Origin of the sequence: Streptomyces kaniharaensis (assembly GCF_009569385.1) — a bacterium.
Classification (GTDB): Bacteria; Actinomycetota; Actinomycetes; order Streptomycetales; family Streptomycetaceae; genus Kitasatospora; species Kitasatospora kaniharaensis.
Map to the genome: position 1 here is coordinate 838,602 of NZ_WBOF01000001.1, position 12,596 is coordinate 851,197.

General features: G+C 71.7%; 12 protein-coding genes and 2 tRNA genes. 5 read left to right on the forward strand and 9 right to left on the reverse strand.

Annotated elements, in window-relative coordinates; genetic code table 11:
• Window positions 1-157 precede the first annotated feature (157 nt).
• The gene (locus F7Q99_RS03780; protein ID WP_153460058.1) at window positions 158-1,807 is read left to right on the forward strand and encodes a hypothetical protein; all 1,650 of its coding nucleotides are present in this window, start codon (window positions 158-160) and stop codon (window positions 1,805-1,807) included.
• 68 nt (window positions 1,808-1,875) lie between these two features.
• Here F7Q99_RS03780 and F7Q99_RS03785 read toward each other — a convergent pair whose 3' ends face one another.
• From F7Q99_RS03785 to F7Q99_RS03800, 4 genes are all read right to left on the reverse strand, one after another.
• Window positions 1,876-2,436 carry an HIT family protein gene (locus F7Q99_RS03785; protein ID WP_153460059.1) on the reverse strand — a complete coding sequence of 187 codons (561 nt, stop codon included), beginning with the start codon at window positions 2,434-2,436 and terminating at the stop codon, window positions 1,876-1,878.
• Window positions 2,437-2,520: 84 nt separating this feature from the next.
• Complete coding sequence (gene thrS / locus F7Q99_RS03790) at window positions 2,521-4,500, reverse strand: threonine--tRNA ligase (protein ID WP_326846230.1); 1,980 nt, start codon at window positions 4,498-4,500, stop codon at window positions 2,521-2,523.
• Between the two features lie 116 nt (window positions 4,501-4,616).
• Window positions 4,617-5,798 carry a hypothetical protein gene (locus F7Q99_RS03795; RefSeq protein ID WP_153460060.1) on the reverse strand — a complete coding sequence of 394 codons (1,182 nt, stop codon included), beginning with the start codon at window positions 5,796-5,798 and terminating at the stop codon, window positions 4,617-4,619.
• A 32-nt stretch (window positions 5,799-5,830) separates the two neighbouring features.
• Window positions 5,831-6,385 carry a DUF4365 domain-containing protein gene (locus F7Q99_RS03800; protein ID WP_153460061.1) on the reverse strand — a complete coding sequence of 185 codons (555 nt, stop codon included), beginning with the start codon at window positions 6,383-6,385 and terminating at the stop codon, window positions 5,831-5,833.
• A 148-nt stretch (window positions 6,386-6,533) separates the two neighbouring features.
• Here F7Q99_RS03800 and F7Q99_RS03805 point away from each other — a divergent pair, with 148 nt between their 5' ends.
• Complete coding sequence (locus F7Q99_RS03805) at window positions 6,534-7,301, forward strand: exonuclease domain-containing protein (protein WP_153460062.1); 768 nt, start codon at window positions 6,534-6,536, stop codon at window positions 7,299-7,301.
• A gap of 63 nt (window positions 7,302-7,364) precedes the next feature.
• Here the strand turns inward: F7Q99_RS03805 and F7Q99_RS03810 are convergent.
• Window positions 7,365-7,436, reverse strand: a tRNA-Val gene (locus F7Q99_RS03810).
• A 212-nt stretch (window positions 7,437-7,648) separates the two neighbouring features.
• Window positions 7,649-7,720 (reverse strand) — tRNA-Val (locus F7Q99_RS03815).
• Between the two features lie 662 nt (window positions 7,721-8,382).
• Here F7Q99_RS03815 and F7Q99_RS03820 point away from each other — a divergent pair.
• Both F7Q99_RS03820 and F7Q99_RS03825 read left to right on the forward strand, forming a co-directional pair.
• Window positions 8,383-8,796 (forward strand): SsgA family sporulation/cell division regulator, encoded by a 414-nt coding sequence (locus F7Q99_RS03820; RefSeq protein WP_030056266.1) that lies wholly within the window; start codon window positions 8,383-8,385, stop codon window positions 8,794-8,796.
• A 405-nt stretch (window positions 8,797-9,201) separates the two neighbouring features.
• Window positions 9,202-9,771: a CGNR zinc finger domain-containing protein gene (locus F7Q99_RS03825; RefSeq protein ID WP_326846231.1), complete on the forward strand. Its 570-nt coding sequence runs from the start codon at window positions 9,202-9,204 to the stop codon at window positions 9,769-9,771.
• Window positions 9,772-9,781: 10 nt separating this feature from the next.
• On the opposite strand, the gene F7Q99_RS03830 is transcribed toward F7Q99_RS03825, so the two are convergent.
• A complete protein-coding gene (locus tag F7Q99_RS03830) occupies window positions 9,782-10,234 on the reverse strand; it encodes a hypothetical protein (protein ID WP_326846232.1) in 453 nt (150 codons plus the stop codon).
• A 109-nt stretch (window positions 10,235-10,343) separates the two neighbouring features.
• Between F7Q99_RS03830 and F7Q99_RS03835 the strand changes: the two genes are divergently transcribed.
• On the forward strand, window positions 10,344-10,844 hold the full coding sequence (locus tag F7Q99_RS03835; protein WP_153460064.1) for a DsbA family protein: 501 nt from the start codon (window positions 10,344-10,346) through the stop codon (window positions 10,842-10,844).
• 12 nt (window positions 10,845-10,856) lie between these two features.
• On the opposite strand, the gene F7Q99_RS03840 is transcribed toward F7Q99_RS03835, so the two are convergent.
• Both F7Q99_RS03840 and F7Q99_RS03845 read right to left on the reverse strand, forming a co-directional pair.
• A complete protein-coding gene (locus tag F7Q99_RS03840) occupies window positions 10,857-11,699 on the reverse strand; it encodes a GNAT family N-acetyltransferase (protein WP_153460065.1) in 843 nt (280 codons plus the stop codon).
• A 47-nt stretch (window positions 11,700-11,746) separates the two neighbouring features.
• Window positions 11,747-12,577, reverse strand: a complete 831-nt coding sequence (locus F7Q99_RS03845; RefSeq protein WP_407697736.1) for an aminotransferase class IV — start codon at window positions 12,575-12,577, stop codon at window positions 11,747-11,749.
• Window positions 12,578-12,596: the final 19 nt, after the last annotated feature.

Genomic DNA, 12,596 nt, shown 5'->3' on the forward strand with positions numbered 1-12,596 from the left:
TGCCGACGGATGCCGACGGGGTATCGAGCCACCCGAAGCGGGGAATCATGCCTCTCGAACCGGCGCGGCTCGATCGTGACGGTACTTCAGACGATCATCCACGCGGTGGCACCACGGCACGGTAACCTGCCGCTGACAAGGGGAGGAGGACGCCACCGTGACCACGCTCGACATGACCCCGGGTGCGCAGATACCCCGTACCGACGCCGGCCCGCAGACCGCCGTCACCCAGGCGCTCTCCTCGGCCGCGTACCGCGACGGCGAGATCGAGCCCTTCGTCACGGCGGTCACCGCCGCCACCTTCAAGAAGCCACGGTTCCGACTGTTCCGCGCCAATCTCGGCGAGGCGTTCAGCGCCGCGGTCATCGCCCGCACCATGGGCGCCGGCCGCAAGCCGATCGTGCCCTCCTTCGGCACCGACACCCGCCAGATCGTCGAACACTGCCTCGCCGCCCAGGAGTTCCGCGCCAACCGCGACCGCCGGCTCACCACCATCACCGTGGTCTTCGGCCTGCTCGCCCTCCCGGGCACCCTCATCTGGCTCGCCGCGTTCTACCTCCGCGCGTGGCTCCTGAAGGACAAGTCCCGGCAGAACGAGCTCTACGGAGGCCTCGCCCTCCTCGCCGCCGGCGCCGTCGCCGTCCTGCTCGCCCTCCGCCCGCCGGCCGCCGGCCTGCTCGGCGTCTACCTGCGCATCACCATGATCGCCCCGGTCGTCGGCTGGTTCCTCGCCAAGCGCATCGTGCTCCGCTCCACCCAGGAGCTGCGCGACCGCTGGAAGGCCCTCGTCGAAGGCAACGCCGTCGCCGCCAGCGTCGCCAAGGCCGTCCCCCGCGACGACCTCGACAAGAAGGCCGCCGACCTCCGCGACAAACTCGGCCGCCTGGAAGCCGAGCAGGAGACCAACGTCCAGCACTACGCCGGTCCCAAGGGCATCCTCGGCGTCGGCAGACGCTGGGGCGAATGGCGACTCGTCGACGTCCTGCGCCCCGCCGACGGCCAGGCCGACTTCCGCGCCTTCCACCCCTGGGACCTGGTCCGCAAGATCTCCGCCCACCTCAAGGCCCTCGCCATAAGCGAGGTCGCCAACAGCGGGATGACCAACCTCTCGATCAAGCAGTGGGCCGTGCTCGAAGTCGGCGAGAACGCCGACGAGATCTCCCGCCCCTCGGGCGCCGACATGGACGGCGACCGGATGCGCGAGTTCGCCGTCCAGGCCGTCGCCGACAAGCAGACGTTCTCCGGCGGCGGCGCCCGGCACTACCTCGCCACCCAGTTCATCACCTTCGACGGCAAGCTGATCATCACCTTCACCGTCACCGTCACGCTGCTCGCCAACACCCTCACTGTGACGGTCGCCGGCTACGCCCTCGGCCCGGTCGCCGGCGTCTTCGGGGACAAGCCCGCCCCCAAGGAGAAGACGATCCAGAAGACCGGCAAGTTCTGGGAGGAGAAGACCGTCCAGCTCCCCCTGATCGACAACGACGAGGTGGTACGCCAGGCCCTTCGTGCGCCGTTCATGCGCCTCCCCGGCCTGCTCGCCTGGCTCGGCGGCGGCCTCGGCCTGCCCGAACCGTTCGGCTTCCGGCACGCCTGGGCGAACCCGCCGTGGAGCAGCCGGTTCATGACGGACAACGCGCTCAACGCCTCCGTACCGGTCCTCAGCGCGGTGCACGCCGCCACGCTGGAGTTCCTGGAGGAGCACGACCTGGACACCGAGCACTTCTTCAAGAACCGCGCCTCGATCATCAAGTCCGAGGCGCAGGGCACCCGCCCGTACAAGGTCGACCAGTTCGACGCCGGCTGAGCGCATGCGAAAGGGGCCCTTCACCGACCGGTCGGTGAAGGGCCCCTTCGCTGTCGCTCTGCCACTGCTCAGCCCTGCGGCCAGGCCTCGGCCAGCATCTTGCGGGTGTCCGCCAGCAGCTGCGGCAGCACCTTGGTGTGCCCGACCACCGGCATGAAGTTGGTGTCCCCGCCCCAGCGCGGCACCACGTGCTGGTGCAGGTGCGCCGCGATCCCGGCACCGGCCGCCGCACCCTGGTTCAAACCGATGTTGAACCCGTGCGCCCCCGAGGCCGCCCGCAGCGCGGTCATCGCCTTCTTGGTGAAGTCCGCCAGCTCGGCCGTCTCGGCCTCGTCCAGCTCGGTGTAGTCGGCCACGTGCCGGTACGGGACCACCATCAAGTGCCCGCCGTTGTACGGGTACAGGTTCAGCACCGCGAAGACGGAGCGGCCACGCGCGATGACCAGCCCGTCCTCGTCGCTCAGCGACGGGATCGAGCAGAACGGGCAACCGTCGTCCGGAGCCGGGCCGGTGGGCTTGTTCTCACCCTGGATGTACGCCATCCGATGGGGGGTCCACAGGCGGCGGAAGCCGTCCGGCTCACCGACGCCCCGCTGCAGTTCCGGCTCAGTCGTCATGCTGATCAGCATATTCGCCCGACGGTGCTTGCAAAGCCGCGCGGGGCAGACTCATCAAGAGCCTGCCCCGCGCACCGTGATCGTCCGGCTACAACGTCAGACCTGGATGCGGTTCTTCACCGCGTCCACGATCTCCGCGACGGCGTCCGCGACCGGAACGCCGTTCTTCTGCTCGCCGTTGCGGTAGCGGAAGGAGACGGCACCCGCGGTGACATCGTCGTTGCCGGCGATGAGCATGTACGGGACCTTGGTCTTCTGCGCGTTGCGGATCTTCTTCTGCATGCGGTCGTCCGAGGTGTCCACCTCGACCCGGATCCCGTGCTTCTTCAGCTCGGCCGCGACCTCCAGCAGGTACGGCACGTGCTCGTCGGTGATCGGGATGCCGGTGACGGTGACCGGAGCCAGCCACGGCGGCATGGCGCCGGCGTAGTGCTCCAGCAGCACCGCGAAGAAGCGCTCGATCGAACCGAACAGCGCGCGGTGGATCATGACCGGCCGCTGACGCGAGCCGTCCGCCGCGGTGTACTCCAGGTCGAAGCGCTCCGGCAGGTTGAAGTCCAGCTGGATCGTGGACATCTGCCACGTCCGGCCGATCGCGTCCTTCGCCTGCACCGAGATCTTCGGACCGTAGAAGGCCGCGCCGCCCGGGTCCGGAACCAGCGGCAGGCCCTGCTTCTCGGCCACGCTCGCGAGGACCGCGGTGGCCTCCTCCCAGGTCTCGTCCGAACCGACGTACTTCTCCGGGTCCTTGGTGGACAGCTCCAGGTAGAAGTCGGTCAGACCGTAGTCGCGAAGGAGGTTGAGCACGAAGGTCAGGGTCGAGTCGAGCTCGTCCGCCATCTGCTCGCGGGTGCAGTAGATGTGCGCGTCGTCCTGCGTGAAGCCGCGGGCACGGGTCAGGCCGTGCACCACGCCGGACTTCTCGTAGCGGTACACCGTCCCGAACTCGAAGAGGCGCAGCGGCAGTTCACGGTACGAGCGGCCGCGCGCGTCGAAGATCAGGTTATGCATCGGGCAGTTCATCGGCTTGAGGTAGTAGTCCACGCCCTCGTCGAGCTGCATGGGCGGGTACATACCGTCCGCGTACCAGTCCAGGTGGCCGCTCTTCTCGAAGAGCTTCCCCTTGGTGGCGTGCGGGGTGTAGACGAACTCGTAGCCCTCTTCCTCGTGTCGCTTGCGCGAGTAGTCCTCCATGGCGCGGCGGATGATGCCGCCCTTGGGGTGGAAGACGGCGAGGCCGGAGCCGATCTCCTCCGGGATGGAGAAGAGGTCGAGCTCGTTGCCGAGCTTGCGGTGGTCGCGCTTCTCGGCCTCGACGAGGAAGTCGAGGTGGGCCTTCAGCTCGTCCTTGGTCGGCCACGCGGTGCCGTAGATGCGCTGCAGCATCGGGTTCTTCTCGCTGCCGCGCCAGTAGGCGGCCGCGTTGCGCATCAGCTTGAAAGCCGGGATGTGCCGGGTGCTGGGCAGGTGCGGGCCGCGGCAGAGGTCGCCCCAGCACTGCTCGCCGGACTTGGCGTCCAGGTTGTCGTAGATGGTGAGCTCGCCGGCGCCGACCTCGACGTCGGCGCCCTCACCCGCGGTGGCGGCGGAGCCCTTGAGGCCGATCAGCTCCAGCTTGTACGGCTCGGCGGCCAGCTCCTCGCGGGCGGCCTCGTCGGTGACCACGCGGCGGGCGAACTTCTGCCCGCGCTTGATGATCTCCTGCATCTTCTTCTCGATGGCCTTGAGGTCATCGGGGTGGAACGGCTTCTCGACGTCGAAGTCGTAGTAGAAGCCGTCCTTGACCGGCGGGCCGATGCCGAGCTTGGCCTCCGGGTAGAGCTGCTGCACGGCCTGCGCCATGACGTGCGCGGTGGAGTGGCGCAGGATGTCCAGGCCGTCCTTGCTGCCGATCGCGACCGGCTCGACCTCGTCGCCGTCCTGGAGGACGTGGGCGAGGTCCTTGAGCTGGCCGCCGACGCGGGCGGCGATGATCGAGCGGTCGTCGGCGAAGAGCTCGGCGGCCGTAGTGCCCGTCGTCACCACGCGCTCTTCCCGATCGGGTTCGCGGCTGATGATTACCCGGACGTCCGTCACCGGTCTCTCCTGACGTGCTGGATTAGAGGACGCAACACTTCGCTGCGCGTCACGATGGTACCGAGAGCGCCGCCCCCGCCGTCCACCTACGCCTTTCCACGCCCTCCTACACCTCCCTACGCCCCCTCTCCCTCTTCCTTGAGCTCATCCTTGAGCTCTTCCTTCAGCCCCTTCAGCAGCCGCTCACGGTCCGCTCCCTCCCAGTCACACAGTTCCAGTCCGTGCGGCCTGGTGAGCCGGCGGAAGCCGCCGCTGCGCTCCAGCCGGCCGCTGACCCGGACCGGCACGCCGGCCAGGTGGGCCTCGGCGGCGAGGCGGTAGTCGGCGTCGGGCAGCCGGAGCTTCAGCTCGCGGACCTCGGCGCCGCCGAGCACCCGCAGCCGGACGGTGCCCGGGCCGGCCGGGTCGGCGCGCTTGAGCCGGACGACCACGCCGACCACGGTGACGGCGATGGCGGGCTCGATGCGCTCCAGCAGGTCGGCGGCCTCGGCCAGGGCGGGCAGGTCGCCCGGCGAGAAGTCGAGGACGATCCGGCGCTCGCCGAAGCCGCCCGGGGTGCCGGCGGCCACCGACCAGGCGACCGCGAGCTGCGCACCGGTCGCGCCGCGCACCAGGTCCTCGACGGACTGCACGAGTTCCCGGCTGACCCCGGCCTGGACGGCGTTCTCGAAGGCCTCGGGTCCGCCGCTGACCCGGCGGTAGTCGACCGCGTCGCGCAGCGCCTCCAGCGCGCGGACGAGGGTGGTGACGGCCGCCCGGCCCTCGGGGGCCGGGGTGTAGGCGGTGAGGCCCGCGCCCTGCTCGACGACGAGGACGCGGTCCAGGAAGTCCCCGGCCCAGGCGTCCAGACGGGCGCCGAAGTAGGCGGCCCTGGTCCGTCCGGCCTTGGCCCCGGCGGCGAGCATCCCGCGGGCCGCCGCCTGGAGCCGTTCGGTGTCCTCCCAGGGCGTGGTGCCGGACGGCCCGGGCAGGTCGCGGCGCCAGCGCAGTTCGTCGCCGGGCACGGCGAGCGCGAGCAGGATGGCGCGGGCGGACGGGCTGCGCGAGCGGGAGAGCGCGGTGACGGCGTCGGTGAGGAGGTCGACCGCGTCGTCGAAGCCGTCCCCGGCGGGGACGAGGAGGCTGGTGCCCGGGTCGTCGTCCGGGGGCGTCCAGCGGCCGTACCGGGCGGCGGGGCCGCCGCGCCGGACCCAGCCGTGCCGGGCGAGCAGGGTGGCGAGCACCGCCGGGTCGACGGCGGCCGGGTCGGGCAGGGCCTGGGCGTGGGCGTGGCCGCCCGGTCCGTGCGGCAGTGTCATGGGTGCTGCTCCTCCCCGCCGGGGCCGGGCCGTCACGGGCTGCCGCCCGCACCGACCCGGGCCATGATGTCGCAGAGCGCGCGGTCGTCGAAGACCTTGCCGGTGGGCACGCGGACGTTGGTGCGCCGCTGCCCGGTGACCGGGTGGCCGGCCAGGTTGACCCAGTAACAGCAGTGCCGCAGTTCGAGCGCGTCCGGCCGGGCCTCCAGCCAGCGGTCGACCCGGCGCGGCAGCAGCATCACGACCAGGATCCGCGGCACCGCGACCCGGGCGCGGGCGAGCTTGCGCAGGTGGTCGTTGTCCAGGGTGAAGCTGAAGTGCGTGCCGGCCGGGTCGGGCGCGATCTGCTGGGTCGCCTTGAGCTGGATCTTGATGGTGACCTCGTCGTCGACCTCGTGTTCCCGCGAGCCGTGGCTGACCTGCCAGTCGATGCCGTTGTCCGGGAAGGGCTGGGAGAGCGAGCAGCCGGCCGCCGCCGCGACCGCGTGCAGGTAGCCGACCTGCAGCGTCTCCATGCAGGCCGTGACCGCCAGGTTCCCCCGCAGGACGGCAGCCGCCTCCTCGGGCTGCGGCTGTGTCAGTGCCATCGCCCCGTGGCCTCCCCCGGCTCCGGGCCCGTCCGGATTCGAACGGGACACCTCTGGCAGCATCCCCGGCCCGGCCTGCGCCAAACGGTTGAACGGGCGTCAGAACCGGGTATCAACCGGGCGCGGAACGCACGCCTGAGGGGCAGTCATGCAGCAGCACTGGTACACCGGTCCACTTGCCTCCTTCGACACCGAGACCACCGGCGTGGACGTCGAGCACGACCGGATCGTCTCGGCCGCCCTGGTCGTCCAACTCTCCCCGGGCGCACCCGTGCAGACCTCGACCTGGCTGGCCGATCCGGGGGTCCCGATCCCGGACGGCGCGCGGGCGGTGCACGGCATCACCGACGAGCACGTGCTCGCGCACGGCCGTCCGGCCCGTGTCGTTGTGGCGGAGATAACCCGCGCCCTGGCCGCACAGGCCCGGGCCGGCCGGCCGGTGGTGGTGATGAACGCGCCGTACGATCTGACGCTGCTGGACCGGGAGTTGCGCCGCCACCACCGGCTCACGCTGACCGACGGGCTGGGCGCGGCCGGGCTCGTGGTGCTGGATCCGCGGGTGCTGGACAAGCACGTGGACCGCTACCGCAAGGGCCGTAGGACGCTCACCGACCTGTGCGCGCACTACGGCGTGGAGCTGACGGGGGCGCACGACGCGGCGGCGGACGCCTCGGCGGCGCTGGCGCTGACCCGGACGATCGGCGCCCGCTACCCGGCGGCGCTGGGCGGGCTGACGGCGGCGGAGCTGCACCTGCGGCAGGCGATCTGGCACGCGGCGCAGGCGCGGGGGCTGCAGAGCTGGTTCGACCGGTCAGGGACGCCGGAGCGGGTGGACCTGTCCTGGCCGCTGCGGCCGGCCCGGTGCGGCTGCGGCCGGCGGCTGGAGCCGGCGCACGGCTGCGAGGCGGCGGCGTAGGAGCGCCCGGAACGCGCCGCAGGCCCTGACCGGTCTCCCGATCAGGGCCTGCATGCTGTCCGGTGGGCGATACTGGGATCGAACCAGTGACCCCTTCGGTGTGAACGAAGTGCTCTCCCGCTGAGCTAATCGCCCGGGCAACGAGAAGAACTGTAGCACCATTCGGGGCCGGTCGTACAACTCGTCCCTTCCGGGGACGGCCTGGCGCATCCGCAGAACTCGCACTCCGCACGGAAGATGACTGGGCCTCAGTTCATTCCCGGCGGCGGCCTTCCGATGGAATCCGGAAATACATGTGAGGCCCGGCCGATAATCGGCCGGGCCTCACATATCACAATGCATTCCGGTGGGCGATACTGGGATCGAACCAGTGACCCCTTCGGTGTGAACGAAGTGCTCTCCCGCTGAGCTAATCGCCCGGGTGCAGGGAAAACATTACCGCATCCCGGAGGGTGGTCCGAACACCCGCCTGCGGAGGTCCCGGCCCCGGGCCGGTCCGGCTGCCGTCCGCCTTCCAGGGGACGGCCGGGCCGGACGGGGCCCACCGCGCTCCGGCAGCCTCGGCGGCCTTGCGGCAGGGCCGGCCGGACTCGGACGAACCCGGCGGCCCGGACGCCCGCACCCAGGAAGATCACCACCTGGCCGGGGCCGGGCACGGCAGCATGATCGCGCCGAGCACCGGCCCCGCGAGGCCGGCCGGGAGGATCCACACCCGCCGGAGCAGGTGGAGGGGACGGGAACGGCGGGTGAACGCGGGGCGCCCTCGAGCCGACCACCCGGTCGCCGTCGACGGCGGTGTCGGCACCGTCCCGCGGACTGCGTCGTCCGGCTCGACCGCATCACCCGTTCCCGTGTTCCCGCCCGCCTTGGTGTTTCGCACAGTCATGCCGGGAAACAAACCGAGAAGCGGCCCGGTAATGCCCGACCCGGGCACTACGGAACGATTACGCAATGCGCCGTAAGGGGTACGACTCGGCCCCGAATCGGGACAGAGGGGTTTACATCGGTCGTAGGGGTGGGATGGTCCGTTCGCCGACGTGCGATTCCCCGAGCGCACACTGAGCGAAAGGCCATGGCGCTTATGAACACCACGGTCAGCTGCGAGCTGCACCTGCGCCTCATCGTGTCCAGCGAGTCCTCACTGCCCGTCCCCGCGGGCCTTCGCTACGACACTGCCGACCCCTACGCCGTACACGCCACGTTCCACACGGGCGCCGACGAGACCGTGGAGTGGGTGTTCGCCCGAGATCTCCTTGCGGAGGGGCTGCACCGACCGACCGGTACCGGCGACGTCAGGGTGTGGCCGTCGCGCAGCCACGGGCAAGGGGTGGTCTGCATCGCGCTGAGCTCTCCGGAAGGAGAAGCCCTGCTGGAGGCCCCGGCCCGGGCGCTTGAGTCGTTCCTCAAGCGGACGGACGCCGCGGTGCCCCCCGGCACCGAACACCGTCACTTCGACCTCGACCGGGAGCTGTCCCACATCCTCGCCGAAAGTTGACCCCGACCGGAGGAGGTCACGCTCCGCCGTCGGCGGGGCCGTAGCCCCTGCCGTCACCGCAGCCGTCCTACTCGGGGGCACGGCAGCAGACTCAGCCGCGCACGACGCGGTCTCGGGGCCGGTGCGCGGCCCGCTCCCGTCGGAGCGGACCGGAGCACCACCGGCGCCCGGCACCGGAGCCGGTCATCCGTACGGGTGGCCGGCCTCGCTGCCGGGCGCCGCCGGGTTTCCGGAATGATCATTCGCGAGTGGTTAATCGATTGACCCCGTCCGGTTTTCGCCGCATCGATGCCATCCGCACATTCCTTCGAAAGAAGGCGCCGCCCTCCTGCCGCACGGCCCGGTATGGTCTGGGGTAACCGCAGACGCGGGGTACCGAAATCCCCCTCCGCCAGGAGTCCCCTCGTGCTGATCACCCACGACACCGAGTGCGCACTGAGCAGCCTCGTCGAGCTGCTCAACACCGCCCCCGAGGTCTGCGGCACGGAGCTGCTGCCCGACGTGGCCGCGCTGGACGCCTTCGTGGTCCGCCAGGAGATCAGCGAGATCGACTCGCTGACCGAGGAGGACCTGCACCGCGTGCACGACCTGCGCTCGCGGCTGCGCGAGGTGTTCGGCACCGAGTCCACCGCGGCGGCGGCCGAGCTGGTCAACGGGATCGTCGCGGCGGCCGGGACGACGCCCCGGCTGACCAACCACGACCACCACGGCTGGCACATCCACTACTTCGCGCCGCACGCCGCGCTCGGCGATCACCTGGCGGCCGAGCTGGGCATGGCGCTGGCCTTCATCTTCATGGCGGGTGAGCGCGAGCGGCTGCGCACGTGCGAGGCGCCGGACTGCGCGCGGGTCTTCGTGGACCTCTCGCGCAACCGCTCCCGGCGCTACTGCGACAGCCGGACCTGCGGCAACCGGCTGCACGTCGCCGCGTACCGGGCGCGCCAGCGCTCGGCGGAGACCGTGCCGACCATCTGACGCACCGCGCTCAGATGCCGCGCCTGCGGAGGATCTCCTCGATGTCGGCGAAGTCGCCGAGGCCGTCGTCCTGCTTCTTCGCCGCCGCCTTCTTCGGCTTCGGCGGCGCGGCCGTCACCGCCGGGCGCTCGGATGCCGGGCCCGCGGCCGGGCGGGACTCCGGGGCGTCCACGGCGTCGCGGCGGCCCAGCCGGCGGGTGGTGAGCAGCAGGGCGGCGGAGATGGCGAGCAGCACGATGCCCGTCCAGACCCGGGGGTCGAAGACGAGCCTGGTGGCCCAGTCGGCGAACTCGCGGCCGATCGTGCGGGCGACGGGGAACAGGCCGGTGAGGTAGAGCCCGGCAGGCAGCAGCGCGACCGCGAACCAGCGGGTCGCGGAGAGGAAGCGCCGCCGGTAGGCGCGCAGGCCGGCGACGGCCACCCCGGCCGCCGTGAGCGCGAAGCTGATCGCGGCGGTCAGCACGGCCTCGCCCCGTCGCGTCCGGTGGTCCTGGTCATCGGTGCCTCCTGTCGCTCGGCCCTCGGGCACACCGCCCGGCGGCGCGGGGGCTCACTGGTGGAACACTGGGGGAATGATCGAAGGTTCCCTCCCCCGTCTCGAGTTCTGGTGCGACCTCCAGTGCCCGGACTGCCGTACCGCCCTGGACGACGTACGGGCGCTGCGTGCGCAGCACGGCGACGCGCTGCCCGTCGAGCTGCGGCACTTCCCGCTGGAGAAGCACAAGCACGCCTACGCGGCCGCCGAGGCCGCCGAGGAGGCGTTCGCCCAAGGGCTGGGCTGGCCGTTCGTCGAGGCGCTGCTGGCCCGCGTCGAGGACCTGGACGCGCGGGGGCAGCAGGTGTTGCTGGAGGTGGCGCGGGAGGTCGGGGTGGACGCCGAGGAGGTCGACACGGCGCTGATCGACGGCCGGCACATGCTGACCGTGGACGCCGACCAGGCCGAGGGCAGGGCGATCGGGGTGACGGGAACGCCGACGTACGTGATCGGCGGGAAGCGGCTGGACGGCGGGCAGAGCCAGGACGGCCTGCGGGCACGGATCGTCGCCATCATCGAGGAGGCGAAGGATTCCTGACGCCATGTCAGGTCACAGCGGTTTGCCGTAGAGGCGGTTGGTGACCTGATAGCCGAGCGAGGCGTAGAGCCGGATCGCCGCCTCGTTGGCAGTGAAGACGTTGAGACCGAGGGTGCACACCCCGGCGGCCAGGCACTCCCGTTCGGCGAGCAGCATCAGCGTGCGGCCGTGTCCCCGGCCCCGGCGGGCCGGGGACACCTCGACGACCATGACCCAGGCGAGCGGCTCGCCGTCGGGCAGGTCGCGCAGGTGGAGGTCCACCCAGAGCGAGCCGAGCACCTCGCCGTCCGCGTCGCCGCAGAGCCGGCGCAGGGCGACGCCGGGGCTGTCCGCGCCCTGCGGGAGCACGCGGAGGTGGTCGAGTTCCGACTTGGCGCGGCCCTGTTCCTCGGTGAGACCCGACGCCATCAGCGAGCGGACGTAGCCCTCCGCGGCCCCGTCGAGCCAGGCCGGAAGTTCTGCGGGCTCGATCCGTCGCGCGGTGACGCCGGCGGGCAGGACCGGGGCCGCGGTCAGGCGCTTGGACAGGTTCCGCATCCGCTCGGTGTAGCCGAGGGCGGCGGCGAGCCCGCGGGCGACCTGCGCCGACTCGGGGATGCCGACGTCCACCCGGGTGCAGCCCCAGTTGCGCAGCACCTCCTCGGCGGCCAGCGCGCCGAACGTCCCGCGGCCCCGCCCGCGGCCCTCCCTGACCTCCAACTCGGCTATATCGCCCCAGAGTTGGCTGCCGTGCGGGACGGCGGTGGTGCGCAGCGCGCCGACCGGGCGGCCGTTGGCGCAGATCTGCCAGCGTCTGGTGCGGCCCCCGGCGGGGGTGGGTGTCTCGGGCCCCTCGGGGCGCAGCGTCGTGGTCATGTGGTGGTCCCTTCCCCACCCCGGGAGGGTTATCCGCCGGGCCCGGCTCACGGGTCGAGGTCATCGCCGCTGCGCTCGGTGAAGACGGTCATGGCCTTGGCGGTGACCGGACCGATCCCGGGCAGTTCGCGGCCGTCGACGCGGGTGACGGCCTGGACGTCGCGCAGGGTGGAGGTCAGGAAGATCTCCTCGGCGTCCTGGAGGGCTTCGAGCGGCAGGTCGACCTCCTCGGCGCCGCACCAGTCGACGACGAGGGCGCGGGTGATGCCGGCCAGGCAGCCGGAGGCGAGGGTGGGGGTGAGCAGGCGGCCGCCGATGACGACGAAGACGTTCGAGCCGGTGCCCTCGCAGAGCAGGCCCGCGGTGTTGGCGAACAGGGCCTCGGAGGCGCCGGCGCGGTGCGCGGTGGCCAGGGCGACGACGTTCTCGGCGTACGAGGTGGTCTTGAGGCCGGCGACGGCGCTGTGCTCGTTGCGGCGCCAGCGGACGACGGCGGCGGCCGTGGTGTCGGGGCGGCGGTTCACGGCGCCGATGGCGGCGACCAGGGTGGCGCCGGAGTCGCCGCGTTCGGAGCCGAGCGGGGCGTTGCCGCCGGTGTAGGTGATGCGCAGCCGGCCGAGCGGCATCGGGTTGGCGGCGAGGACCTGGACGCAGGCCTCGCGGACCTGTTCGCGGTCGGGGTCGGGCAGGCCGAGGCCGCGGGCGGAGCGGGTGAGGCGGTCGAGGTGGCGGGTGAGCGCGAAGGCCTGCCCGTCGACGGCCTTCACGGTCTCGAAGACGCCGTCGCCGGTGGTGAGTCCGTGGTCGAGGACGGAGACGGCGGCGTCGGCGGAGTCGACGAGTGTCCCGTTGACCCAGGTCATGGTGGGGTTCTGCATCGAGCGCTGCTCCTCGGAG